The organism is Streptomyces sp. NPDC051214, from assembly GCF_040682375.1.
GTDB lineage: Bacteria > Actinomycetota > Actinomycetes > Streptomycetales > Streptomycetaceae > Streptomyces.
Window position 1 is genome coordinate 367,951 of sequence record NZ_JBFBAT010000009.1, and the last position, 24,833, is coordinate 392,783.

Sequence of the window (24,833 nt, forward strand, 5' to 3'; positions counted from 1 at the left end):
CTCTGATGCCCTCGATCGCGCTCGCTATCGCCTGCCTACTCGTCGTCACACTCGGTTACGTATCGGTGTGTGTGGCCTCGCCGTTCGGTGACTGCCGCAAGTGCCGCGGCTTGGGCTTCGCGACCAAGACCGACCGCAAGGGCCGCGTCAAGCGCGGCAAGCGCTGCCGTCGCTGCACGGGCTACGGCAAGCGCATACGGGTGGGCCGCCACCTCTACAACCTCTACGCCCGCACCCACCGCGAAGGCACCCGCTGATGCGTGCCCGCCTGCGCGCCGCCCTCGTCATCGTCCTGCTCGGCCTCGCCGCAGCGAGCTGCCCCGGCACCGATGACCGGCCGCCCGGCAGCGCCCCCGCATCCCAACTCCCGCAAGGAGGTCCGCCATGGCCGTGACCGTCTCCCTGGTCCTGCTCTTCGGACTGGTCCTGTTCTTCCTCCTGCGCTCCAAGTCGCTCGGCTACGGGTCCGCGTTCATCGCCGTGATGTTCGGGTTCTTCCTCGCCTCCACCGGCGCCGCCGGACCCATCAGCGAACTGACCCGCGCCGTCATCAGTGCCATCCCCGACCTGTGATCGGAGGCCCCGCCGTGCCCGATCCCATCTCCCTCATGGCCGCGGGCGAGATCCGCGACGCCCTCACCGCCGCCGCCCGCGGCGACCTGCCCGCCGCCGCCCACGCTCTGATGAGCATCGACCCCGCGTCCTGGCAGGCAATGGAGCACCGCCTCGCCGCGCTCGGCAGCTCCCTGCCCGACCTGGTCCGCGCCGCACAAGGAGAGCAGGCGACATGAACGCCGAACTCATCGCCCTCGCCGTACTGGCCGCCCCGGGCGCCGTGTTCGGCGCGGTGACCCTCACCGGCCACGCCGTTGCCCGCCGCCGTGACGCCGCGCTCGCCGCCGCCCTGGCGGCCAGCCCGGCGGGCGGTCCCAGGCCGCCCGGCGACCCGCAGCCCGCCCCCGAGCACGGCGAGACGGCCGGATCCCTGGCCGCCGTCGTCGACCTTGACCGGCACCGCCGCACCCACACCGCCCACGACACCCCGACCCCGAACCTTCCCGAGGAGGAAGCCTCATGAGCGCAGTCCTGTGGCCCGTCACCGCCCGCATCGTGGAGCGCCTGGATGCCGCCAACGGCACGGACGCGCACGAGATCACCATGCGCCTACTGAAGGTCGCGGAAGAGGCTGGCGAAGCGTCCGCCGCGTACATCGGCGCGACCGGCCAGAACCCCCGCAAGGGCACCACCCACACCTACCGCGACGTGGCCGACGAACTGTGCGACGTCATCATCGCCGCCACCGTCGCCCTGCACTCCTTCACTCCCGCACCGCCCGCCGTCCTGGAAGCCAAGCTCCATGCCGCCGCCCGCCGCCTGGTCCCCACCGCTGCGGCGGGTCGATCGGACGGTGACGCACTGTGACCTGCCGCGAGTGCACCGGCCACCACCCGGTGCGCCTGGACGCCTTCCCCGCCGGAAACCCCCGCGCTTCGCGGCGCGCCGCACGTCGCGCCGCCGAAGCCCGTGCGGAAGACCCCGCGCCCGTCCACATCCACTACGACGCGATCCACGATGCCTTCGCCGTCATCCGCACCGACCCGGTCCCCGCCGCCGTTTGAGGAGGCCAACTCCCATGCTCGACAAGCACGTCGACCCCGTCGACCTCCTGCGCGATGCCGCCGAGGCCATCCGGGAGTTCAACCACCTGACCTTCCCCACCCGCGAGAACCCCAGCGGCCTGGCCTATCCGCCCGAGGCCTACCGCGCCATCGGCGCGCTCAAGGCGCTCTCCCAGCGCCTCCCGCAGGCCTTCGAACAGATCGAGCGTGCCCTCACCGTCCTCAACGGGCGCGGATACGTCAGCGCCGACTACGGCACCCCCGAGAACCACATCGTCACCGCGGGCGCTGCCCTACAGGAATCACAGGACCACGCGCACGCGCTGGCCGCCGCCCTGGAACACGCCCACACCGCCACGAGCCCGCTCGGCTATAGCGGCCCGATCACGCACACCGACGCCGACGTCACGGAAGGCGAGTAACCCATGTCCGCAGGAGAGACCCCACTCACCGTCGTCGGCAACCTCACCGACGACCCCGAAATCCGCTTCACCCCCAGCGGCGCGGCGATGGCGAAGTTCACCGTCGCCTCCACCCCGCGCACCTACGACAAGACCAGCAACCAGTGGCGCGACGGGACCGCGATGTTCCTGCGCTGCACTGCCTGGCGCGACCTGGCCGAGCACGTCGGCGACAGCCTCACCAAGGGCGCCCGCGTGATCGTGACCGGCCGCCTGCGTCAGCACAACTGGCAGACCTCCGAGAACGAGAACCGCTCGATGCTCGGCCTGGAGGTCGACGAGATCGGCCCCTCGCTGCGCTTCGCCACCGCCAAGGTCACCCGCGCCCAGCGCAACGGCACCACCGCCACCGGCCCGGCCGCCGACGCGTGGAGCACCGGCGCCCCCGCCCCCAGCGGATGGGGTGCACCCGCCTCAACCGGCACTGCGTCCGCAGGCGACGAGCCGCCGTTCTAGATACGCCCGGGGCGGGGTGCCGTCTCGCCAAAGCCTGCACCCCGCCCCGGTACTCCCGTCCCTCCAAGAGAGCAGGAGAACCCCCAGCATGACCCATTCCACCCCGCCCCGGCGAGACCGGCTCAGGCCGCAGCCGACCGGGCCGCTGGCCACCGCGCTGGCGCTCGCGTCCAGGGGCGTGCCCGTGCTGCCGTTGCGCGTGGGCAAAGCCCCCTTCGGCAACTGCCCGTCCTGCGCCAAGAACGCGTGCGGCGGCCGACCGAACATGAAGCAGGCCGGGCCCTGCACCTGCCCGCGCCCCTGCCACGCATGGGCCGCCGCGACCACGGATCCATCCACGCTCACCTCAACAGCCTGGGCAACCGCATGGAGGCAGGCCACCGCCGTCGCCTACCACCCCGCCGGCGTCCGCCTCACCGTCGTCGACCTCGACCACGCCGACGCCATCACCTGGGCCCACGCCCATCTGCCGCCCACCCGCACCGTGCCCACGACACGCGGCCAGCATTGGATCTATGTGGGCACGATGCACTCCGCACACGGGGTACGGCCCGGAGTGGACATCAAGTCCCGCATGGCGTACGCCCGCTGGCTCGGCCCCGGCACCGGCCGCATGGCACCTCTGCCCGACGTCGTGCGGGCCCTGGCCGTACGGCAAGAGGCCACCCCGCCGCGGGGAGCGGTGGCCTCTTCCCCCAGCGCTCGCGCCGCCTGGGACCGGTCGGTGGCCACCGGATGCCGCCACACCGAGCGCTACGTGCGGACCGGCCTGGAACGAGGCCTCGACCTGGTGACTGCGCACACCGAATCCGGCGCCGGGTCACAGGCATTCCAGGTCGCCCGCTTCCTCGCCAAGCAACACGGCCAATGCCCCGGCCCGTGCGGCCTGGACGCCCTCGGAGAGGACATCGTGGCCGCCGCTGTTGCGGTCGGCGTGCCCGAACCCTACGCACGCCGTGCCGTCGCCAACGGCCTGGGCCTCACTGCCCACACGGCCGCATGAACCCTCTGCCACGCACCCCCACGGAAGGGAGGGGCCTTGCATGAACACCGAGGAACTGCCCGCGCCCTCCAACCCCATGGCCGTCGCCCGCCGCATCCTGCCCGCCTGGCAGAACGACGATGGAGCAATGGTGTGCCGCCGCTGGCGCGGTTCCTGGATGCGCTGGAACGGCACCCACTGGCGGGAGATCGACGAAGCCCAGGTCCGCAAGGCCATGTACGAGCGGCTGGAACACGCCGTCTTCCCAGTACCGGGAAGGGAGGGCCAGACGGAGGAGCGGGACTGGGCCCCGACGAAGCAGAAGATCAGCAATCTGTTGGATGCGCTCGGCTCCATCGCGCTTCTGCCCTCCGACGTGGACGCCCCCGCGTGGTTGAACAGCGGCGGCGCCGACACCGCCGGATGGGGGCCGATCGTGGCCTGTGTGAACGGGCTGCTACGTATCCGCGACCGCGAGCTTCTGCCGCATACCCCCGGGTTCTTCAACCACGTCTCCGTCCCCTTCTCCTACGATCCGGACGCCACAGCGCCGGAATGGGAACGGTTCCTGGCACAGCTCTGGCACGACGCTCCCGACGCCATCACTGCGCTACAGGAGTGGTTCGGCTACGTCCTGTCCGGGCGCACCGACCAGCAAAAGATTCTGCTCATGGTCGGCCCCTCCCGCTCCGGGAAGGGCACCATCGCCCGCGTCATGAAAGAGCTGGTCGGCAAGAACAACCTCGCCGGCCCCACCCTCGCCGGACTCGGCACCAATTTCGGGCTGGCCACCCTGATCGGAAAGCCGCTCGCGGTCATCTCCGATGCCCGCCTCTCCGGCAACGACAGCAGCCAGGTCGTTGAACGGCTGCTGACCATCTCCGGCGAGGACACCATCGACATCGACCGCAAGTACCGCGAGCAGTGGACCGGCAAGTTGCCCACCCGGCTGATGATGCTGTCCAACGAACTGCCGCACTTCGGCGACTCTTCCGGTGTCATCGCCCGCCGGTTCATCGTCCTCAACTTCATGGTCTCCTGGCTCGGCAGAGAAGACACCACCCTCCTGGATCGCCTCGTTGCCGAGATGCCCGGCATCCTCAACTGGGCACTGGACGGGCTCGCCCGCCTACAGCGCACGGGGCGGATCGCCGAACCGGCCGCCAGCCGTGAGGCGGTTACCACCATGCAGGACACCGCATCCCCCACTTCAGCGTTCATCCGCGAACGCTGCACCACCGGACCGGCCTGCACGATCCCCGTCGACAACCTGTGGGCCATCTGGCGCGAATGGGCCGAAGACAACGGCGTCCGCCCCGGTACCAAACAGGTCTTCGGCCGCAACCTCCAGTCCGCGATCCCCCAACTCAGCCTCACCCGTCCCCGAGACGGAGAGAACCGCGTACGGACCTACACCGGCATCACCGTGCGGCCCGCACCGGGCGCCACCGACTGAAGTTGCGCCCACAATCTGCTGGGTCGCGGACCATCGCGGACCACCCCCGCTGACCTGCACGTTCACCACACCCCGATCGCGGACCATCGCGGACCACCTCGCCATGGGTGGTCCGCGATGGTCCGCACAACACCCCCACAAAACCGCAGGTCAAACAGGGTGGTCCGCGATGGTCCGCGACCCACAGGAATGTGGCGCCAACTTCCCCGCCAATCCCGACGCTTCCCACAGGAGCCACGGAATGTCTCGCCAACGCATGCTCAAGGGCTCGGAAGCCGCCCCTCAGACGGACCCGCGAGCGACGCTCCGCAGTGGTCTGCCCGACCGGTATCTGACCCCGACCGACATCGCCGCCATGTTCGGCGTCCCCCTCGAAACCGTCTACCAGTGGCGCAAGAAGCGCACCGGCCCGCCCGGCTTCCGCATCGGCAAGCACGTGCGCTACGACCCCGCCGACGTCCGCACCTACGTCACGGAGCGCCAGCACGCCGACGTCGCCTGACGTCCGCACGCGACCACTCAACTCCGCAGGGAGGGCCACGCCGTGGCCCTCCCTGCGTGCGTCAGAAGGGACCACCACCACATGGCCGGCCATATCCAAGACCGCTGGTTCAAGACCGACACCGACTCCAACGGACAGTCCGTCCGCACCAGGACGGACCGCCACGGCGCCGGAATGCGCTACCGAGCCCGCTACGTCGGCCCCGACGGAACCGAGAAGTCCCAGAGCTTCCCGGACGGACAGAAGCGCCGCGCCGAGCAGTGGCTGACGAAGATCAAGGCTGATATGGACGGCGGCCGGTACATCGATCCCAAAGCCGGTCGGATCACCTTCCGGCAGTACGCCGAGAAATGGCTCAACTCGCTGACGACCGACCCGACCACAAAGGAACCCGTCGCCGTGCAGATCCGGCGGCACGCCATCCCATATCTGGGCTCGCGGCCGCTCGCCTCGTTCAAGCCCGAGCACATCCGGGACTGGCTGGCCGAGCTTGAGCGGGCGGTACCCGCTTCCTCCTATCGCCGCGTCATCTTCGCATCCGTGTCGGGCGTCTTCACCGCGGCCGTGGAGGACGACCACCTGCACCGAAACCCGTGCAAGGCAACTACCGTTACCGCGCCCGGTCCGAACAATCGGCGCGTAATCCCGTGGTCTGCCGAGCGCGTGTTCTCCGTCCGCGCCGCGCTGCCAGATCAGTACCGCGCGGCCGTCGACCTGGGTGCCGGGTGCGGCCTACGGCAAGGCGAGATCCTCGGCCTTCCGGTCGACGAGATCGGATTCGATGCCGGATGGCTGCACGTCGGGTACCAGGTGAAGGTGTCGGGCGGGAAGCTCGTATTCGCGCTGCCGAAGCGCAACAAGGAGCGTGACGTGCCGCTCGCCGACTCAGTGGCCCACGCGCTCAAGGAGCACATGGAGGCTCACCCGCCCGTGGCCGTCACGCTGCCGTGGATGCGTACTGACGGCCAACCAATCACCAAACGCCTCTTGTTCGTCCGCCCCGACGGAGTCGGCGCCGTGAGGCGCACCGACTTCAACACCCGCTTCTGGAAGCCCGCCCTCGTGGCCGCCGGCGTCATCCCGGAACCCAAGCCCGGCGAACGCCACCAGGCCGCCCGCGAGCACGGCATGCACGCTCTGAGGCACTTCTACGCATCGGTGCTTCTGGACGCGGGCGAGAACATCAAGGCTCTGAGTACGTACCTGGGACACACCGACCCCGGTTTCACGCTCCGGGTCTACACGCACCTGATGCCGAGCAGTGACGGACGGTCTCGCAAGGCCGTGGACAGCATGTACGGGGCGCGAACTGTCATGTAGGCCGCACTTGCCGCGATAGAGCTTTTCGTGCTTCCGACTTCAGCTCTCACTCCGGGGCAACACTGTCACCGCAACTCAATTGCATCCGCTCTAGTCCACTGAACGACAGTGACCGCGAGGTGCACAGCCGCCTGGGCTTCCGCCAGGGTAGGTTTCCTCCGACCCTCATTTGCATGCCTGTCAGGGTTCGGCCAGAGAATACCGAGAATCTGAAGAACGGGCTGGATCGAGTTATCCATCCCAACACCAGGGAGAACAAACTGCCAACGCTCTCCCTGGCTCTTCAACGAGCCGACAACATGGCCCAACTGGGATTTTTCCTGCTTTGGGACAATAACCGGTATCAGGACCGCCTCAACGGCCTTGATTGCGTGATCCCAGGCATCTGAAGCATCTGGATCACGCGAAAACGCGCGGTCCCACGCTTGCTTCAGCTCTTCACTGGCGAGGTCAGCAGGAGAGCTGGCACTGCTGAAGTTCTCTTGGGCCGTCGGATCGACACGTCGTTGCAGACCCTGTTCCTTAGTTGCCATCCAGGCGGACCCTCCCAGCGCGAGAGACTCCTCCAGGGACAACGACCTCCCCATACCCCGCTGTGAAGACCTGAGCAAGTAGTCGAGCAGATCCAAATACAGGTCCCCGTCTTGCCTACACTGGTGGAGAAGGTCATGCATCTTCTCTTGGGCTCTTCTCCCCGTCACTACCGGCAAACGCATGGCGAGAGCTGCATTGTGCACCAGATTAGTGTCCGTTTCGGACGAACCGCGATATCCGAAAACTCCCTCAGCCCAATGCTCCAGAGCGGGAAAGAGATAAGCAGGAACACCTTCGACCATTCCGGTCGGCGGCCGTATCCCGCGACGAACTGAAAGGGGGACCCAAGACGACATGACGCAAGGCTACAGCGGCATTGAGCCTTATGTGCAGGAATTTTCAGTATGCGGGATCGAGCCAGCCAGACTGCGCTGCCGGTGCGGCCTTAGCGACCGGGCCACGGCGTTGCTCGTTCTCATTGCCGATGTGGCGCACGGCCCTTCTAGGCGTGGCCCCTCCGTAGGCCCCCGAGATGGGGACCGGACTCTCCTCAGGCCGGGCCCCACGCCGGTCTTGGTAGCCCGATCCAGTGGCCCACGGCCCACAGACGGCCCAGCCGCAGGCAGACAGCCGAGAGGGCCCACAGTCAACGACCGCGGACCCTCTCGGGAAAACGAACAGGAAGCCCTCTGACCTGCGCTTACAGCACCGGCAGGTTCTTCCTCAGCTCGAAGGCCGTGACCTCCGACCTGTACTCCTCCCACTCCTGCTTCTTGTTGCGCAGGAAGAAGTCGTATACGTGCTCGCCCAGGGTCTCCGCGACCAGCTCCGAGCGTTCCATCAGGGCGATCGCCTCGCCCAGGTTCTGCGGGAGCGGTTCGATGCCCATCGCGCGGCGTTCCGCGTCGCTCAGGGCCCAGACGTCGTCGTCGGCGCCCGGCGGGAGTTCGTAGCCCTCCTCGATGCCCTTGAGGCCCGCGGCGAGCAGCACCGCGTACGTCAGGTACGGGTTCGCGCCCGAGTCGATCGAGCGGACCTCCACCCGCGCGGAGCCGGTCTTGCCGGGCTTGTACATCGGGACGCGGATGAGCGCGCTGCGGTTGTTGTGGCCCCAGCAGATGTACGAGGGGGCCTCGCCGCCCGCGCCCGCCGTGCGCTCCGAGCCGCCCCAGATGCGCTTGTAGGAGTTCACCCACTGGTTGGTGACCGCCGAGATCTCCGCGGCGTGCTTCAGGAGTCCCGCGATGAAGGAGCGGCCGACCTTGGAGAGCTGGTACTCGGAGCCGGACTCGTAGAAGGCGTTGCGGTCGCCCTCGAAGAGGGAGAGGTGCGTGTGCATGCCCGAGCCCGGGTGCTCGGAGAAGGGCTTCGGCATGAAGGTCGCGTTGACCCCCTGCTCCAGCGCGACCTGCTTCATGACCAGGCGGAACGTCATGATGTTGTCGGCCGTGGAGAGCGCGTCCGCGTAACGGAGGTCGATCTCCTGCTGGCCGGGGGCACCCTCGTGGTGGCTGAACTCGACCGAGATGCCCATGGATTCCAGCATGGTGATCGCCTGGCGGCGGAAGTCCATGCCCACGTTCTGCGGGGTGTGGTCGAAGTAGCCGGAGTTGTCGGCGGGGGTGGGCCGCGAGCCGTCCAGCGGCTTGTCCTTCAGGAGGAAGAACTCGATCTCGGGGTGGGTGTAGAAGGTGAACCCGAGGTCTGAGGTCTTGGCCAGGGCGCGCTTGAGGACGTAACGCGGGTCCGCGAAGGACGGGGAGCCGTCCGGCATGAGGATGTCGCAGAACATGCGGGCGGTGCCGGGGGCCTCCGCGCGCCAGGGCAGGACCTGGAACGTCGACGGGTCCGGCTTGGCGATCATGTCCGACTCGTACACCCGGGCGAATCCCTCGATCGCCGAGCCGTCGAAGCCGATGCCTTCGTCGAAGGCCTGCTCCAGCTCGGCGGGGGCCACCGCGACCGATTTCAGGAAGCCGAGGACATCCGTGAACCACAGGCGTACGAACCGGATGTCGCGCTCCTCCAGTGTCCGGAGCACGAATTCCTGCTGCTTGTCCATCTTCCGCTTCCACCCATCCTTGCTGGTCAGACCACCTGCGTCCGCGCTGTTGTCGCGCTGTGCTCTCGTCCGGGGACACCGCGGGGCACATGAGCATCCCACCACACCGTTTCCGGCGCGTTGCGGGCCACGTGCCGCCCTGTGCCCATAGTGCCTGCTGATGGGCGCGCCCGTAACAGCGGGCGGCTCGGACTGCCCCTACAGCCCGCCGGGATCGCCCATTACGATCAGCGAACCGCTCCACCATGTTCCGCAACGCGCGTCCCGCCCTTTCCGTCGTATCGCCGCATCGCCGAAGGACACATCATGGGTTCCGCCAAGAACACGAGCAGCTCGTCCCGCAAGACCCGGATAGAGGAGATGCGCCGGGCAGAGCGCGCACGCGACCGCCGGGGCCGGGTCATCACGATCACCCTGAGCGCGGTGGTGGTCGCCGCGCTCGCCGTGGGCGGTGTCGTCCTCTTCCAGAAGGCCGATGATTCCGACTCGGTGGCCTCCGACGGGAAGTCCGCGCCGACGTTCAAAACGACCGCGGACGGCGAGAAGGTCTGGGACGCCAAGAAGCTGGGCCGTACGCACGTCACCAAGGACGTCAGTTACGCGATGACCCCGCCGGTGGGCGGCGATCACGACCAGGTGTGGATGAACTGCAACGGCGACGTCTACAAGGACGAGCTCCCGGAGCGCCACGCCGTGCACTCCCTGGAGCACGGCGCGGTGTGGGTGACGTACAACGACAAGGCGAAGGCCGCGGACCTGAAGAAGCTCGAGGCGAAGGTCAAGCAGACGCCGTACACGCTGATGAGTCCGGTCAAGGACCAGAAGGATCCGATCATGCTGTCGGCCTGGGGCCACCAGCGCACGGTGACCGGCGCGTCCGACCCGAAGGTCGCCTCCTTCCTGTCCACGTACGTCCAGGGCAAGCAGACCCCTGAGCCGGGCGCCGCGTGCACGGGTGGCAAGAGCCAGTGAGGCGGCGTACCTGTTGGGTGGTGGGGGCGCTCGCCGCGGTGGCCGTGGCCGGCGGCGGGATCACGGTCGCCGTCGCGTCGTCGGACGGCTCGTCCGCCGCGTCCTCGCCCTCGACGGACTCGGCCGACGCGGGCTTCGCCCGGGACATGGCCACGCATCACCAGCAGGCGGTGGAGATGTCGTACATCGTGCGCGACCGCACGAAGGACGAGGAGATCCGCCGCCTCGCGTACGACATCGCCCAGACCCAGGCGAACCAGCGGGGCATGCTGCTCGGCTGGCTCGACCTGTGGGAGCTGCCGAAGGTGCCCGACAAGGCGCCGATGGAGTGGATGGGGATGGGGGACATGCCGCCGGGCGAGGACGGCGCCCTGATGCCCGGGATGGCGACGAACACGGAGCTGAAGAAGCTCGGCAAGCTGAACGGGCGGGCCGCCGAGGTCCGCTACCTGCAGCTGATGATCAAGCATCACAAGGGCGGGGTCCACATGGCCGACGGGTGTGTGGACCGGTGCGAGGTGGGGGCGGAGGTGCGGCTCGCACGGGGAATGGTGGAGTCGCAGGAGTCGGAGATCGAGCTGATGAGGGACTTGCTGAAAGCACGGGGCGCGAAGCCGTAGGTGCGTACGCGGGGCGGGGCGCGAACCCGTGATTTTCCCCGACCCCGCCCCTTCCCGGCTGTGACATGTGCGGCTCCGCCGCGGGTCGCTCCGCCCCAGGTAGGTCCGGGGCGCAGGCACGGTTTTCGGGAAGGGGCGGGGTGGGGGAAAAATAACCGCCCCTACGCCACCCGCAGCAACTCCTCCCGCAGCAACCGCCCCCGCAACGCTTCCCCCCGCACGAACCGTTCCACCTCCCCCACCGCGAACTCCCCGAGCCGCCGCACCTCACTCCCCTGCGCCCCCGCGACATGCGGGGTCACCAGGACATTCGGCAACGTCAGCAGAGGGTGCCCCGTCGGCAGCGGCTCCGGGTCCGTCACGTCGAGGAAAGCGTCCAGGCGCCCCGCCCCGCACTCCCTGGCCAGCGCCTCCGTGTCGATCAGTGCGCCGCGCGCCGTGTTGATGAGCGTTCCCCCGTCGGGGATCAGCTTCAGCATCTCCTCGCTCATCATGCCCCGCGTCTCGGGCAGTTGGGGCGCGTGGACGCTGACGATCGAGCTGCGCCGGCACAGCTCTGAGAGGTCGACCAGCTCCACGCCGAGGCCCGCCGCCTCCTCCCGCGTGACGTACGGATCGCTGAGCAGCACGCGCCACCCCGCGTCGGACGCACGCAGCGCCGCGATGACCCCGCGGCCGATGCGGGAGGCGCCGATGATGCCGATGGTGCGTGCGTCGGCGCCGGTCCGTTCCGTGAAGGGCGGCCACCCGGCGGCGTACCCCGCCGCGGTCGGCAGCGCGCCCTTCGCCGCGAAGGTGATCGCGGCGAGGGTGTAGGCCACGACGGGCCCCGCGTTCGCGTCGGCCGCGGACGAGACCACCACGCCCCGGTCCCACAGCGCGTCCGTCACCACGGGTTTCACCGATCCGGCGGCGTGCACGAGGACCCGGAGCCGAGGGGCGTGGGCGAGGACCTCGGCGGTGACGGGCGGACAGTTCCAGCCGGTGACCAGGATCTCCGCGTCGGCCAGCGCGGCGAGCGCCCCGGCCTCCGTGAGTGATCCGGTGAGCAGGTCGGGCGCCAACTCCACGCTGCGGTCCAGTCGTTCACGGATGTCGGGGGCGAAGACCCGCTCCGCCACGTCCGCGCTCATCGCGAGCACCGCGTTCGGTCGGCCCGTCAACTCTGCCTGGTCTGCCACGCGTGACCATCCCTCGTAGTAACCGGTTACCCCACAGCGCCTGGAGGCTAGGCCGAAGTCGGGACGGTGGTCAAGAGATCGCGGGGTCAAGGGGGTTGACCGGGGTTAGTAACCGCTTTAGATTCCGGTCACCTTGTTCCGACAACGGAGGGGCTGCCGTGTCAGCGGTGACGAAGGACCGGACGGAAACCGAGGCGGTGAAGCCGCCCGGCAAGCGCATCAATCGTCCAAATGGCAACAAACCAGAGCGTGATGAGCGCTGGAAACGGTTTCGCTCCTCGCGAGTCCTGCTGCTGCTCATGGCCCCGGGAGTCGCGTACTTCCTGGTGTTCCACTACGGGGCGTTCATCGGGAACGCCGTCGCCTTCAAGGAGTACGTCCCCTTCGACGGCCTCTGGGCCAGCCCCTGGGTCGGCCTCGAGAACTTCGACCGGATGTTCGGCGACCCGGACTTCTGGCACGCGACCTGGAACACGCTCTTCCTCGCGGTGCTCCAGCTGGTCTTCTTCTTCCCGGTCCCGCTCGGTCTCGCCCTGCTCCTGCACAGCCTGACCTCGGACCTGACGCGGCGCTTCGTGCAGTCGGTGGTCTATCTGCCGCACTTCCTGTCGTGGGTCATCGTCGTCGCCCTGTTCCAGCAGGTGCTCGCCGACACCGGCCTGCTCAACTCCGTGCTCGGACAGGCGGGTCTGCACTCGGTCGACATCATCGGCAACCCGGACGCGTACCCCGCGCTCGTCGTCGCGCAGGTCGTCTGGAAAGACGCCGGCTGGGGCACGATCATCTTCCTCGCCGCGCTGATGCAGGTGGACGAGCAGCAGTACGAGGCCGCCGCCATCGACGGGGCGGGCCCCTGGCGCCGCTTCTGGCATGTGACGCTGCCGTCGATCCGGCCGGTCGTCATCCTGCTGCTGATCATGCGGCTCGGCGACATCCTCTCCGTCGGCTTCGAACAGATGCTGCTGCAGCGGCAGTCGGTGGGGCCCGAGGCCGGTGAGGTGCTCGACACCTTCGTCTTCTGGCAGGGCATCGTCGGCGGCGACACCGGATACGCCGCGGCGGCGGGCCTGTTCAAGGGCGTGGTCGGCGCGATTCTCGTCTTCGCGGCCAACAAGGTCGCCCATCGCCTCGGCGAGCAGGGGGTCTACAAGTGAGCACGAAATCCATGGCGATACGTTCCGCCCCCGCACCGCGTCCCGTACGCCCCTCCTGGATGGAGAAGCCGAAGCCGGTCACCCAGGTGGCCAAGGCGCTGGCGATCGTCACCATCCTGGTCATGGTCTTCGTGCCGTTCCTCGTGATCATCTCGACGTCGTTCGCCTCGAACCGCGAAGTCATCGCCAACGGCGGCTGGGTCCTGTGGCCCACGCACCCGACCCTGCGCGCCTACGAGCAGGTCTTCGAGGGCGGCATCGTCACCAAGGCGCTCGGCGTCAGCGCCGGCATCACGATCATCGGCACCCTCGCCTCGCTCGCGTGCACCACGTTCCTCGCGTACGCGCTGAGCCGCCCCAAGGTGTACGGCGGCAAGCCGATCCTCCTGATCATTCTCTTCACCTTCCTCTTCCCGCCCGGCATGATCCCTGCGTTCCTGCTGGTCAAGGGCATGGGGATGCTGGAGAGCTACAGCGCCCTGATCGTCCCCGTCCTCATCAACGTCTTCAACCTGGTCGTGCTGCGCGGCTTCTTCCAGGGCGTGCCCGAGGAGCTGTACGAGGCGGCGCGGCTCGACGGCGCGAACGACTGGCAGATCCTGTGGCGGGTCGTCCTTCCGCTCTCCAAGGCGGCCCTCGCGGTGGTGGGCCTCTTCTACGCGGTGAGCTACTGGAACGCCTGGTTCCATGCCTCGATCTACCTGGAGTCCGACCACTGGCCGCTCCAGCAGGTCCTGCGTACGTACGTCATGGGCGGATCGCAGATCGCGGACACCGGCCTGAGCGACGCCTCGAACGTCTCGGCCCCGCAGACGATGCAGATGGCCGTCCTGGTGATCGCCACCGTGCCGATCCTGATCGTCTACCCCTTCCTGCAGAAGTACTTCACCAAGGGCGTGCTCACGGGCGCCATCAAGAGCTGAGCCAACTTCCCCGTACCTTCGAAAGGTCGTCACTGTGTCCGGTTCCGCAAGTTCTTCGATGTCGCGCCGTACGCTGCTGCGCTCCATAGCCGTCGGCGGGGCCGCGGTCGCGGCTCCCTCCCTGCTCACCGCCTGCTCGACCGGCTCGGGCGGCGGTGGTTCGGTCAGCAACGCCGACAAGAAGGCGGCGCCCTGGCCGACGTACACGCCCGCCAAGGGCCCGACGCCCGACCTCGCGCCCACGGCCGAGGGCGTGCAGCCCGGCTTCACGCAGTACCCGCAGAAGCTGGTCGCCGCGACGGCCGAGAAGCCGGGCAACGGCAAGCAGAAGATCAAGGTCATGACCATCACCTACGGCACCCCGCCGAAGCCGGTCGGATCGAACAAGTTCTGGCAGGCGATGAACGAGGCCCTCGGCGTGGAGGTCGAGTTCTCGGTCGTGCCGGACGCGGACTTCCGCTCCAAGATGTCCACCCTGATGTCCGGCGACGACCTGCCCGACATGATCAACTTCGGTGGCGGGTACGTCCTGCCGCGCGAGTCGCAGTTCGTGAAGTCGCGGTGCGCGGACCTCTCGGAGCACCTCTCCGGAGACGCGGTGAAGGACTACCCGAACCTCGCCAACATCCCCACGTACGCGTGGGAAGGCATGGGCCGCGTGTCCGGTCGGATCTACGGCCTCCCGATCGAGCGCGCCAAGGTGCAGGGCGCGATGTTCATCAACAAGGAAGCCTTCGCCGAGGCGGGCTACAAGCCGGGCATGGCGGCGACCGACTTCCAGGCGATGGCGCGCGAGGCGTCGCGGAACAAGAAGTCCGCGCTCGGCGCCTCGTCGGTCGGCTTCTTCGGCTACCTCTACCACGCGATGTGGCACGGGGCGCCGAACCAGTGGCAGATCAAGAACGGCAAGGTCACCGACATGTACGGGACCGACGAGTTCAGGGCCGCGCTCGAGTACATGTCGAAGATGCGCAAGGCGGGCTCGTACAACTCCGACGCCACCTCGATCTCGCAGGTCGACCTGAAGACGCAGTTCTACAACGGCACGGTCCGCTCCATGACGGACGGCTGGGGTGCGGTCATCTCCAACGCGCAGGGCATCAAGGACGAGTTCACGCTGGACGCCGCCGTGCCGTACGTGGTGGACGGCGCGACGCCCGTCTACCAGCAGAACCGCGGCTGTTTCGGCTACACCGTCATCAAGAAGGCCTCCAAGGACCGCGTCAAGCTGATGCTGCGGGTGCTCGACTGGCTGGCGTCGCCGTTCGGCTCCAAGGAGTACGAGCTGATGCACTCCGGAGTCGAGGGCACGCACTTCGAGTACGACAAGAAGGGCGACCCGATCCCCACGTCGCTCGGCCTGGTCGAGAACCGCACGAACCTCCCGTTCGCCTACCTCATGGACGCGCCGCAGCCGCTGTACTTCCCCGGTTTCGCCGACCTGACCAAGCGGCTGCACACCTGGGAGAAGGCGGTCGTGCCGCACCTCGTCCGCGACGACCACTGGGGCCTGATGTCGGACACGTACAACCGGCAGGGCGCTTCCATGCAGCAGGTCATCGAGGACGGCGTGACGGCGATCGTCTCGGGCCGCAAGAAGCTGTCCGACTGGGACGCCGTCTACAAGAAGTGGCAGACCCAGGGCGGCGAGAAGGCACGCGAGGAGTTCGCGAAGGAGTACGAAGCCGCGCACTGATCCGGCGCGGGGACGGGATGATGGATGTTCGGGACGGGCTGTGGTGGGACAACGCGGCGACGCAGGTATCGCGGGTACGGCGGGTACGGCGGCCATCGCGGGCAACCCCGTCTCGGACACTGCTACTTGAGGACTTGAGGAGACACAGTGGGTGAGCGGGTCACCATCCGTGACGTGGCGGCGCGGGCGGGCGTCTCGGTCGCGACCGTCTCGCGGGTTCTCGCGGGCAACTACCCGACGTCGACGGCGTCTCGGGGGAAGGTGCTGCGGGCCGTCAAGGACCTCGACTACGTCGCCAACGCGCACGCGCGCGCGTTGGCGGGCGCAGGGCGCAAGACGATCGCGGTGCTGATGTTCGACGTGGTGAGCTCCTTCTACGCGCATGTGGCGCAGGGCGTGGAGATGGAGGCGGCCCAACGGGGCCGGCTCACCCTCATCTCATCGACGAACAGCGATCCGGCCCGCGAGCTGGCCCTGGTGCAGATGATGCGCGAGCAGGCCGCGGAGGCGGTGGTGCTCGTGGGCGGGGTCATCGAGGACGACGAGTACCGCGAGCGGATGGCGCGGTACGCGGAGGCCCTCGCGGCGGCGGGCTCCCGCCTCGTCCTGTGCGGGCGTCCGGCGCCGGCGCCGGATGTTCCCGCGCTGGTCGTCGAGTACGACAACGAGGCGGGCGCGTACGCCATCACGAGCCATCTGCTGGGTGCAGGGCACCGCAAGATAGCCCTGATCGGCTACCAGCCCGGCCACACCACGGGCGAGGACCGCGTCGCGGGCTACCTGCGCGCGCTGGCGGACCATGGGGTGCCGCGCGAGGAGGCGATCCTGCACGGCATCGGCTTCGGTCAGAACCACGGGTACGAGGCGATCAAGGACCTCCTCGAGAAGGCGGACAGACGGCCGGACTTCACGGCGGTGTTCGCGGGCGACGACAGGGTGGCGGCGGCCACGGTGATCGCCCTGCGGGAGCATGGGCTGCGGGTGCCGGAGGACATCTCGGTGGTCGGCTACAACGACGATCCGGTGGCGGCGGACATCACTCCCGGCCTGACGACCGTGCACATCCCCGCGGAGGAAATGGGCCGCACGGCAGTCCGCCAGGCCCTGTCGGGCTCCCCCCGAACGGGCCAGGAACGCCATCTGCTGGGGACGCATATCGTGATTCGGGAGAGTGTGCGGGGAGTTTGGGGGGGTGGGGTGTAGGGGGGCGGGGGCTGGGACCTCCTGGGGGCTGCGGCTGCTGCTTGTTGCCTGCTGCCTGCTGCCTGCTGCCCGGGGTATGTCCTGAACCGCCGCTCCGCGGCGGGTGCCTCCCGCCCACCCGCCCGATTACCCCGGGTCGAGTCGGGGGGGGTGGGTGCCGCGCGCTGCCCAGCGCGCACGTCAGCCCCCGCTCCGCGGCAATATTTTCCCACCCACCCACCCGATCACCCGGCATGAAGACGCCAAGAGAAAAAACCCAAGGCACCGCGAGTGACCCGGCTGAGCCGGTGAAACGCGCAGCTCAGCGGCCAACCAAGACAACAGACGGCACGCGCCCACAACGCGAACAACCCGGAGGAGACGCCCGCTGCCGGGCAATCGGCAAATCGGGTGGGTGGGAAAAAATTGCCGCGCAACGGCGCACCAGGCCAGAAACGGCACGCGGGACGCCCGCCGCCGGGTGCTCAGCTGGGCGGGCATGAAAGCCCCGCCGCGCAACGGCGAACCGAGACCATGGACGAGGCACGCACATCCACAACGCAGCAGCCACCCCGGGATAGATGGGACATCTCCGCTGCGGGGTGGGAAAACGCCGCGCAACGGCGAACCAGAACTACAGACGGCGCCCGCCCGAGAGACAACCAATCCCCGGACGAAGGACCCGCCACTGCCGGGCAACCGGGCAGGTGGGTGGGAAAGATCAGCCGCGCAGCGGCGAACCAGGCCACGGACGGAGCGCGCGCCCAAGACACAGCCCCCCGACGGGGGAACCGCCCGCTGCCGCGTGAGCGGGTAGGCGGGAAACGCCGCGCAGCGGCGAACCCGGACCACAGACGGCGCCCGCCCGAGAGACAACCAATCCCCGGACGAGGGACCCGCCACTGCCGGGCAATCGGATGGGTGGGAAAGATCTGCCGCGCAACGGTGAACCAGGCCACGGACGGAGCGCGCGCCCAAGACACAGCCCCCCCGACGGGGGAACCGCCCGCTGCCGCGTGAGCGGGTAGGCGGGACACGCCGCGCAGCGGCGAACCCGGACCACAGACGGCGCGCGCCCAAGAGACAACCAATCCCCGGACGAGGGAACCGTCCGCTGCCGGGCAATTGGGCAGGTGGGTGGGAAAGATCAGCCGCGCAGAACCAGGCCACGGACGGCGCGCACACAGGACGCAGCCACCCCCGACGGGGAAAGCCCGCCGGTGATCGGGTGGGCGGAGAGAGCCGCGCCCCGGCGAACCGGGACCACAGACGGCGCGCCCGAGAGACAACCAATCCCCGGACGGGGGACCCGCCGCTGCCGGGCAACCGGGTGGGTGGGAGAGATTTGCCGCGCAGCGGCGAACCAGGCCCGGGACGGGGCGCGCGCCCACGACGCAGCCACCCCGACGGGGAACCGTCCGCTGCCGGGTGAGCGGGTGGGTGGGTGGGGGAAAAGCCGCGCAGCGGCGGACCGGGGGCACCGGCGGTGCGCGGCCTAGGGGCGACCCGCCCCGGGCGGGGGCACCGGTCGCTGCCGGGTGAGCGGGTGGGTGGGCGGGGGAATAGCCGCGCAGCGGCGAACCGGGGGCGCCGGCGGCGCGCGCCCTAAATGCGACCCGCCCCGGACGGGGGAACCGGTTGCTGCCGGGTGAGCGGGTGGGTGGGTGGAGGGGGGTTCGGCGCGCGGTGGCGGTTTGGGGGTGGGTCAAGGCCCAGGGGCCAGTACCGCCCCTGCCACCGCCCCCGGAACATCCCGCATCACCAAGTGCCCCGAAGGCTCCGCCACACGGAACGCCCCGCCGAGCAAGCCGGCAAGGCCCCGCTGCCGAGCGAGCCACCCCACCCCGCCCCCACCCCCGTACGCAGCGAGAACCGTCACCGGAAGCCCACCCCGCAGGGGGAAAGCCCGCCGCAGCGCGGCGAGTTCAAGCGCCGCGTCACCGTACGTCGCGTACTCCAGCAACGCCCCCCGCCACACCCGACTCACCCCGTAGACCCGCCTCACGGGCCCATCCCCCCGCACCGCCACCCTCCGCAACGCGGGCCCCACCGCCCACGGCAACCCCACCCCCGCAAGTACCGCCCCACCCACCCGCGCCGCCCCCACCCGCACCCCACGGGGAACCCGCACCCGAGGCCGTTCCTCGACGCTGGAGTCGACGAGGACCAGGCCCGCCGTACGCTCCGGGAAGAGGCGCGCGAACGCCTCGCAGTGGAAGCCCGCCAGGGAGTGTCCGACCACGGTGGCCGGGCCGGCGAGGCCCACCGCGTCCAGGACCCCCGCGATCCGCTCGGCCTCGCCCATCAGCGTGGGCGCCACGCGCGCGTGGCCGCTCAGCCCCGCCCCCGGCCGGTCGAAGCGGACGACGGTCCGCCACGGAGCGAGGCGCTCCACCACCGCGTCCCAGTCGAACCACGCGAGCCCGAGCCCCGCACTCAGCACACACACCGGCCCGCTCCCCGCCACCCGCACGTGATGCGGCACTCCCCCGATCCGTACGAAACTCACCCGCGCCGCACCACCGCACGCGCGAGGAACCCCAGCCAGACCGCGATCAGCAGCACCTGAAGCCGCTGCCCCGCCCCCAGCGCCCACGTGCCGTACCCCGCGTCGAAGGCGGCGATGGCGGCCAAGGTCCAGACGGTGGCGGCGAGTTCGAGGCCCACGAGGACGAGGCCGAAGCCGCCCGCGAGGGAGGGCAGGAGCCCGTACCTGCGCGCCGCGAACGTCAGCGCCACCATCCCCACCAGCGCCCCCGTCACCGCGACACTGCTGCTCACCACGTGCGCCGAGTGCGCCGCGGGCACGAGCCCCGCCCGCTCCCTCGCCCCGCAGAGCGCGTCGGCGGTCGGCGCGCAGCTCAGCGGGAGCCGCGAGTCGACCGCGGTGGCCGCCCCGAACAGGGCGAGCCCCGCCCACCCCACGACCCCGCTCCCCCGCCGCGGCAGCCACAGCAGCGCGCCCACCGCGCCCGCGAGGACCAGCAGCCCGGCGGTCAGGTCGGTCGTGCGGAAGAGCATGCCGTACGGCTGGTCCCGGGCCCCGAGTTCACTGACGTACGAGGTCAGTGGTGACAGTCCCGTGCCGAGGAACGCTTCGAGGAGCCAGGTGCTGTAGGCGAGCGCGCCGAGCGCCAGGAGGGCCGCGGCGGTGAGGGCGCGAGCGTGGGGGCGGGCGCGGCGGGACTCCATCGGCGTGGCCGGTACGGCGGGGCGGCGGACGGCGCTAGTGGGTGACGACACGCGCGTACCCGCCGTCCACGAACACCGTTTCATGCCCCACTTTGTCCGTAATCGTCATGACGTCATGATCGGCGGCAAGCAGGGGGGCCGCATGTCGTCCATACCCGGCGGGGGTAAGGTTCCGCCCATGGCGGTCACGAGGAGACCAGGGAACGGCAGGCACCTCCTGCTGCTCGCCGCCCTGCTCTTCGGCATCGTCACGATGCATACGCTGGGCCACCCGACAGCCCACGCGTCGAGCCCTACGACGGGCCACTCCACGAGCGCCGCGACGGACCACTCTCCGAACCACCCGAGCCAGCCACCAAGTCACCACCCGAGCGGGCCCGAACAAGCCGCCGCGCAGCACGGAATGAGCGCGAGCGACGCAGCGCCACCGGGTCGCGCCGAAGTCACCGGCCCCGTGCGCGCGGCGACAGCCGTGGGTGCCCCCGCCGGGATGGCCGGGGTGGACGGGGTGGACGGGATGGACCCGCTGTCCGTCTGCCTCGCCGTGCTTGCCGCACTTACCCTCGTACTGCTGCTCAAGGCGGGCCTGCTGCGGCCCGGCGGCTTCGCCGTCCCCGCACGTCCGCTCGCCCGGCTGCTCGACGGACTGCGGCCCAATCCGCCGCCGCCCCGCATACTCCTCTCCCACCTCTCGGTGCTGCGCATTTAGGCCGACGCACCGGCTGCTTCGCGCTGCCCGCGTCCTGGTGCGTCCGTGCATGGGAACCTCCGGGCGTCGAGCGGTGTATCAGAAGCAGCAGATGCGGCCATCTGCACGCACCACCATCACGACGAGGTGTACTCAGCCATGCGCACTCAATTCCCGCGCACCCCTTCGCGCCGCGCCCTGCTCGGCGCCGCGACGGCCGTCGCCGGTTCGGGACTCCTGACTGCCTGCTCCGGCTCCGGGTCCGGGTCCGGCCACGCCGGACACGGCGGCGGGTCCGAGCCCGAGGGCTACTCCGAGGGCTATGTCGACCCCGCGGGCAAGGAAGTCGCCGCCGCGGAGAAGAAGCGGACCGGCGGCGGCCCGGTCCATGAGGTGAAGCTGACGGCGACGGCGGCCAAGCTCGACCTCGGCGGCCGCACGGTCAAGACCTGGGCGTACGGCGACCGGCTCCCCGGCAAGGAAGTCCGCGTCACCGCGGGCGACACCCTCGCCCTCACGCTCGCCAACCACCTCCCCGAGGCCACATCCCTGCACTGGCACGGCCTGGCGCTGCGCAACGACATGGACGGCGTCCCGGGCCTGACCCAGAAGGCCGTCAAGCCCGGCGCGGAGTTCACCTACCGCTTCGCGGTGCCACACCCGGGAACGTACTGGTTCCACCCCCACTCGGGCACCCAGCAGGACCGCGGTCTGTACGCACCACTGATCGTCGAGGACCCCAAGGAGCCGTTGCGGTACGACAGGGAGTGGGTCGTCGTCCTGGACGACTGGGTCGACGGGGTGGACGGCTCCACCCCGGACGCGGTCCTCGCCGAGCTCAGCAAGGGCATGGGCGACCACGACATGGAAGGCGGCTCCGGCGGGGGCGGCATGGACCACGGCGGCCACGCCATGTCCGGCATGGCGCTGCGCACGGCCGCAACGCCGAGTGCCGCTTCGCCGAGTGCCCCTTCGCCGGGCGCCTCTACGCCGGCTCCGCCTCCCCGCATGATGATGGGCGCCAAGAGCGACCTGCTGGGCGGCGACGCGGGCGACGTCGCCTACCCGCACTACTTGATCAACGGCCGTACGCCGGACGCCCCGTCCTCCTTCAAGGCCCGCCCCGGCGACCGCATCCGCCTGCGCATCATCAACGCGGGCGGGGACACGGCCTTCCGGGTGGCGCTCGGCGGCCACGAGATGACCGTGACGCACACGGACGGCTTCCCGGTGGAGCACGCGAAGACGGACGCGCTGCTGCTCGGCATGGGCGAGCGCTATGACGTCCTGGTCACCGCCGAGGACGGGGTCTTCCCGCTGACCGCGGCGGCCGAGGGCAAGAAGGCGGCGGCGCTCGCGGTCCTGCGCACGGGCGGCGGCCGGACACCTGCCCCCTCGACACGCCCCAAGGAACTGAAGGGCCGCCTCCTGACGGCGGACAAGCTCCGGGCGGCACGCTCGGTGGCTCTCCCGTCCCGCGAGCCGGACCGCACGATCAGGCTGCGGCTGACCGGCGGAATGGCGAAGTACGACTGGGCCTTCGACAAGACCCCCTACTCCCCCGACCGCCGCCACCCGGTCCGCGCGGGCGAACGGGTCCGCCTGGTCTTCGCCAACTCGACGACGATGTGGCACCCGATCCATCTGCACGGCCACACGTTCACCCTGGCCAACACGCCGAACGGCCCTCGCAAGGACACCGCGGTCATCTTGCCGAACGGCACCCTGACGGTGGACTTCGAGGCCGACAACCCGGGCCTGTGGATGATCCACTGCCACAACGTCTACCACTCGGAGGCAGGAATGATGACAGTCCTCGGCTACCGAAGCTGACGCTCCTCAGCCCCCGCCGGCTGACGGCCGTCAGCTCCCCTGGCTGACGGCCGTCGGCTCTCCCGACGGGCGACCACCGGCTTCCGCGCTCTCGACTCCCCCAGCCGACGATCGACGCCCCACCCCGCCCCGCAAGGCATCGCGTCGCTCTGACGATTACACTGGCCCTTGTGCCTCAACTACGCCTCGCCCTGAATCAGATCGACTCGACCGTCGGCGATCTCGCCGGGAACGTCGAGGCGATCGTCCATTGGACCCGGCACTCCGCCGAGCAGGGAGCGCACCTCGTCGCGTTCCCCGAGATGGCGCTGACCGGCTATCCCGTCGAGGACCTCGCCCTGCGGTCGTCCTTCGTCGACGCCTCCCGGGAGGCGTTGCGCGCGCTCGCCGCGCGGCTGAACGACGAGGGGTACGGCGAGCTGCCGGTCGTCGTCGGGTATCTCGACCGCACCGAGGAGGCCAAGCCGAAGTACGGCCAGCCGGCGGGCGCCCCGCGTGACGCCGCCGCCGTACTGCACCGCGGCGAGGCCATCCTGACGTACTCCAAGCACCACCTGCCGAACTACGGCGTCTTCGACGAGTTCCGCTACTTCGTGCCGGGCGAGACCCTGCCGATCCTGCGCGTGCACGGCGTGGACGTCGCGCTCGCCATCTGCGAGGACCTCTGGCAGGACGGCGGCCGTGTCCCCGCCACGCGTACCGCGGGCGCGGGGCTGCTGCTGTCGATCAACGCGTCGCCGTACGAGCAGAACAAGGACGACGTACGCCTTGAGCTCGTGCGCAAGCGTGCGCAGGAGGCCGGCTGCACGACCGCCTACCTCGCCATGATCGGCGGCCAGGACGACATCGTCTTCGACGGTGACTCGGTCGTCGTGGACCGGGACGGCGAAGTCATCGCGCGTGCCCCGCAGTTCGCCGAGGGGTGTGTCGTCCTCGATCTCGATCTTCCGGCCGCCGCTCCCGAGCCGCCGTCGGGCATCGTCGACGACGGCCTGCGCATCGAGCACGTCACCGTCTCGCAGGAGCCCCTGCCCGCGTACGAGCCGGAACTCACGGGTGGGTACGCCGAGCGGCTCGACGACGAGGAAGAGGTGTACTCGGCGCTGGTCGTCGGGCTGCGTGCGTACACCGCGAAGAACGGTTTCAGCAGCGTCCTGATCGGGCTCTCCGGAGGCATCGACTCCGCCCTCACCGCAGCGATCGCCTGCGACGCGCTCGGCGCGCAGAACGTGTACGGCGTCGCCATGCCCTCCCGCTACTCGTCGGAGCACTCCATCAGTGACGCGGAGGACCTGGCCCACCGTACGGGGCTGAACTTCCGCACCGTGCCGATCGCCCCGATGTTCGACGCCTACATGGGGTCGCTGGGTCTCACCGGACTCGCCGAGGAGAACCTCCAGTCGCGGCTGCGCGGCACGATGCTGATGGCCCTCTCCAACCAGGAGGGCCACATCGTCCTCGCCCCGGGCAACAAGTCCGAGCTGGCGGTGGGGTATTCGACGCTCTACGGCGACTCGGTCGGGGCGTACGGGCCGATCAAGGACGTCTACAAGTCCCTGATCTTCCGGCTCGCCGAGTGGCGCAACCGCGCGGCGCTCGACCGTGGCCAGACGCCACCGATCCCGGAGAACTCCATCACCAAGCCGCCGAGCGCGGAGCTGCGTCCCGACCAGGTGGACACGGACTCGCTGCCGGACTACCCCGTGCTCGACGCGATCCTGGAGATGTACGTCGACCGGGACCTGGGCGCGGACACGATCGTCGCCGCCGGTTATGACCGGGAGCTGGTCGTGAAGACGCTGCGGATGGTGGACACCGCCGAGTACAAGCGGCGGCAGTACCCGCCGGGCACGAAGATCTCCGCGAAGGGCTTCGGCAAGGACCGCCGCCTTCCGATCACCAATCGCTGGCGGGAGAAGTCCGCCTGACGGCGCCGGGCGGGTGGGCGGCGAGCGGGGAAGATTCCGCCGCGAAGCGGCAGTTCAGCCGCCCGCCCGCCG

27 protein-coding genes are annotated in these 24,833 nt (G+C 69.7%); 22 read left to right on the forward strand and 5 right to left on the reverse strand.

Annotation, left to right across the window (positions count from 1 at the left end; genetic code table 11):
• Nucleotides 1-5: 5 nt before the first annotated feature.
• The 13 genes from AB0M70_RS25345 to AB0M70_RS25405 all read left to right on the forward strand — a co-directional run bounded on the left by AB0M70_RS25345 (nucleotide 6) and on the right by AB0M70_RS25405 (nucleotide 6,796).
• Nucleotides 6-257, forward strand: coding sequence for a hypothetical protein (locus tag AB0M70_RS25345; protein WP_365823021.1), 252 nt, complete (start codon nucleotides 6-8; stop codon nucleotides 255-257).
• Nucleotides 257-394, forward strand: a complete 138-nt coding sequence (locus AB0M70_RS25350) for a hypothetical protein (RefSeq protein WP_365823023.1) — start codon at nucleotides 257-259, stop codon at nucleotides 392-394. Before AB0M70_RS25345 ends, AB0M70_RS25350 begins: the two co-directional genes overlap by 1 nt.
• On the forward strand, nucleotides 385-573 hold the full coding sequence (locus AB0M70_RS25355) for a hypothetical protein (protein ID WP_365823025.1): 189 nt from the start codon (nucleotides 385-387) through the stop codon (nucleotides 571-573). The genes AB0M70_RS25350 and AB0M70_RS25355 overlap by 10 nt, the downstream gene beginning before the upstream one ends.
• 14 nt (nucleotides 574-587) lie before the next feature.
• On the forward strand, nucleotides 588-791 hold the full coding sequence (locus tag AB0M70_RS25360; RefSeq protein ID WP_365823027.1) for a hypothetical protein: 204 nt from the start codon (nucleotides 588-590) through the stop codon (nucleotides 789-791).
• Entirely contained in the window at nucleotides 788-1,078 is a 291-nt protein-coding gene (locus AB0M70_RS25365; RefSeq protein WP_365823029.1) for a hypothetical protein, read from the forward strand. Before AB0M70_RS25360 ends, AB0M70_RS25365 begins: the two co-directional genes overlap by 4 nt.
• Complete coding sequence (locus AB0M70_RS25370; protein ID WP_365823031.1) at nucleotides 1,075-1,422, forward strand: hypothetical protein; 348 nt, start codon at nucleotides 1,075-1,077, stop codon at nucleotides 1,420-1,422. The genes AB0M70_RS25365 and AB0M70_RS25370 overlap by 4 nt, the downstream gene beginning before the upstream one ends.
• Nucleotides 1,419-1,619: a hypothetical protein gene (locus tag AB0M70_RS25375; protein ID WP_365823034.1), complete on the forward strand. Its 201-nt coding sequence runs from the start codon at nucleotides 1,419-1,421 to the stop codon at nucleotides 1,617-1,619. The genes AB0M70_RS25370 and AB0M70_RS25375 overlap by 4 nt, the downstream gene beginning before the upstream one ends.
• A gap of 14 nt (nucleotides 1,620-1,633) precedes the next feature.
• Nucleotides 1,634-2,041, forward strand: coding sequence for a hypothetical protein (locus tag AB0M70_RS25380; RefSeq protein ID WP_365823036.1), 408 nt, complete (start codon nucleotides 1,634-1,636; stop codon nucleotides 2,039-2,041).
• A gap of 3 nt (nucleotides 2,042-2,044) precedes the next feature.
• The gene (locus tag AB0M70_RS25385; protein ID WP_365823038.1) at nucleotides 2,045-2,536 is read left to right on the forward strand and encodes a single-stranded DNA-binding protein; all 492 of its coding nucleotides are present in this window, start codon (nucleotides 2,045-2,047) and stop codon (nucleotides 2,534-2,536) included.
• An 88-nt stretch (nucleotides 2,537-2,624) separates the two neighbouring features.
• Nucleotides 2,625-3,539, forward strand: a complete 915-nt coding sequence (locus AB0M70_RS25390; protein WP_365823040.1) for a DNA primase — start codon at nucleotides 2,625-2,627, stop codon at nucleotides 3,537-3,539.
• Between the two features lie 40 nt (nucleotides 3,540-3,579).
• A complete protein-coding gene (locus AB0M70_RS25395) occupies nucleotides 3,580-4,974 on the forward strand; it encodes a phage/plasmid primase, P4 family (RefSeq protein ID WP_365823042.1) in 1,395 nt (464 codons plus the stop codon).
• Nucleotides 4,975-5,215: 241 nt separating this feature from the next.
• Nucleotides 5,216-5,476 (forward strand): helix-turn-helix domain-containing protein, encoded by a 261-nt coding sequence (locus tag AB0M70_RS25400; RefSeq protein ID WP_365823044.1) that lies wholly within the window; start codon nucleotides 5,216-5,218, stop codon nucleotides 5,474-5,476.
• An 81-nt stretch (nucleotides 5,477-5,557) separates the two neighbouring features.
• Nucleotides 5,558-6,796 carry a site-specific integrase gene (locus AB0M70_RS25405; protein ID WP_365823046.1) on the forward strand — a complete coding sequence of 413 codons (1,239 nt, stop codon included), beginning with the start codon at nucleotides 5,558-5,560 and terminating at the stop codon, nucleotides 6,794-6,796.
• Between the two features lie 65 nt (nucleotides 6,797-6,861).
• Here AB0M70_RS25405 and AB0M70_RS25410 read toward each other — a convergent pair whose 3' ends face one another.
• Together AB0M70_RS25410 and AB0M70_RS25415 are read right to left on the reverse strand one after the other, a co-directional pair.
• Nucleotides 6,862-7,329, reverse strand: coding sequence for a hypothetical protein (locus AB0M70_RS25410; protein WP_365823048.1), 468 nt, complete (start codon nucleotides 7,327-7,329; stop codon nucleotides 6,862-6,864).
• Between the two features lie 701 nt (nucleotides 7,330-8,030).
• Nucleotides 8,031-9,392 carry a glutamine synthetase family protein gene (locus tag AB0M70_RS25415; protein WP_160504710.1) on the reverse strand — a complete coding sequence of 454 codons (1,362 nt, stop codon included), beginning with the start codon at nucleotides 9,390-9,392 and terminating at the stop codon, nucleotides 8,031-8,033.
• A 306-nt stretch (nucleotides 9,393-9,698) separates the two neighbouring features.
• Here AB0M70_RS25415 and AB0M70_RS25420 point away from each other — a divergent pair, with 306 nt between their 5' ends.
• Nucleotides 9,699-10,364 (forward strand): DUF3105 domain-containing protein, encoded by a 666-nt coding sequence (locus tag AB0M70_RS25420; protein ID WP_365823050.1) that lies wholly within the window; start codon nucleotides 9,699-9,701, stop codon nucleotides 10,362-10,364.
• Nucleotides 10,361-10,984, forward strand: coding sequence for a DUF305 domain-containing protein (locus tag AB0M70_RS25425; RefSeq protein ID WP_365823052.1), 624 nt, complete (start codon nucleotides 10,361-10,363; stop codon nucleotides 10,982-10,984). The genes AB0M70_RS25420 and AB0M70_RS25425 overlap by 4 nt, the downstream gene beginning before the upstream one ends.
• Before the next feature lie 161 nt (nucleotides 10,985-11,145).
• Here the strand turns inward: AB0M70_RS25425 and AB0M70_RS25430 are convergent, their stop codons facing one another.
• Nucleotides 11,146-12,117, reverse strand: coding sequence for a hydroxyacid dehydrogenase (locus tag AB0M70_RS25430; protein WP_365823193.1), 972 nt, complete (start codon nucleotides 12,115-12,117; stop codon nucleotides 11,146-11,148).
• A 347-nt stretch (nucleotides 12,118-12,464) separates the two neighbouring features.
• Here AB0M70_RS25430 and AB0M70_RS25435 point away from each other — a divergent pair, with 347 nt between their 5' ends.
• The 4 genes from AB0M70_RS25435 to AB0M70_RS25450 all read left to right on the forward strand — a co-directional run bounded on the left by AB0M70_RS25435 (nucleotide 12,465) and on the right by AB0M70_RS25450 (nucleotide 17,141).
• Entirely contained in the window at nucleotides 12,465-13,319 is an 855-nt protein-coding gene (locus AB0M70_RS25435) for an ABC transporter permease subunit (RefSeq protein WP_135336256.1), read from the forward strand.
• Between the two features lie 59 nt (nucleotides 13,320-13,378).
• Nucleotides 13,379-14,242, forward strand: coding sequence for a carbohydrate ABC transporter permease (locus AB0M70_RS25440; RefSeq protein WP_365823195.1), 864 nt, complete (start codon nucleotides 13,379-13,381; stop codon nucleotides 14,240-14,242).
• Between the two features lie 58 nt (nucleotides 14,243-14,300).
• Entirely contained in the window at nucleotides 14,301-15,938 is a 1,638-nt protein-coding gene (locus AB0M70_RS25445) for an extracellular solute-binding protein (protein ID WP_365823054.1), read from the forward strand.
• Nucleotides 15,939-16,085: 147 nt separating this feature from the next.
• A complete protein-coding gene (locus AB0M70_RS25450; RefSeq protein WP_365823056.1) occupies nucleotides 16,086-17,141 on the forward strand; it encodes a LacI family DNA-binding transcriptional regulator in 1,056 nt (351 codons plus the stop codon).
• Nucleotides 17,142-18,825: 1,684 nt separating this feature from the next.
• On the opposite strand, the gene AB0M70_RS25455 is transcribed toward AB0M70_RS25450, so the two are convergent.
• The gene (locus AB0M70_RS25455; RefSeq protein WP_365823058.1) at nucleotides 18,826-19,629 is read right to left on the reverse strand and encodes an alpha/beta hydrolase; all 804 of its coding nucleotides are present in this window, start codon (nucleotides 19,627-19,629) and stop codon (nucleotides 18,826-18,828) included.
• The gene (locus AB0M70_RS25460) at nucleotides 19,626-20,312 is read right to left on the reverse strand and encodes a DUF998 domain-containing protein (protein ID WP_365823197.1); all 687 of its coding nucleotides are present in this window, start codon (nucleotides 20,310-20,312) and stop codon (nucleotides 19,626-19,628) included. The genes AB0M70_RS25455 and AB0M70_RS25460 overlap by 4 nt, the downstream gene beginning before the upstream one ends.
• A 178-nt stretch (nucleotides 20,313-20,490) precedes the next feature.
• Here AB0M70_RS25460 and AB0M70_RS25465 point away from each other — a divergent pair, with 178 nt between their 5' ends.
• The 3 genes from AB0M70_RS25465 to AB0M70_RS25475 all read left to right on the forward strand — a co-directional run bounded on the left by AB0M70_RS25465 (nucleotide 20,491) and on the right by AB0M70_RS25475 (nucleotide 24,761).
• Nucleotides 20,491-21,021: a hypothetical protein gene (locus AB0M70_RS25465; protein WP_365823060.1), complete on the forward strand. Its 531-nt coding sequence runs from the start codon at nucleotides 20,491-20,493 to the stop codon at nucleotides 21,019-21,021.
• Nucleotides 21,022-21,159: 138 nt separating this feature from the next.
• On the forward strand, nucleotides 21,160-22,833 hold the full coding sequence (locus tag AB0M70_RS25470; protein WP_365823062.1) for a multicopper oxidase family protein: 1,674 nt from the start codon (nucleotides 21,160-21,162) through the stop codon (nucleotides 22,831-22,833).
• A 170-nt stretch (nucleotides 22,834-23,003) separates the two neighbouring features.
• Complete coding sequence (locus AB0M70_RS25475) at nucleotides 23,004-24,761, forward strand: NAD+ synthase (RefSeq protein ID WP_365823064.1); 1,758 nt, start codon at nucleotides 23,004-23,006, stop codon at nucleotides 24,759-24,761.
• Nucleotides 24,762-24,833: the final 72 nt, after the last annotated feature.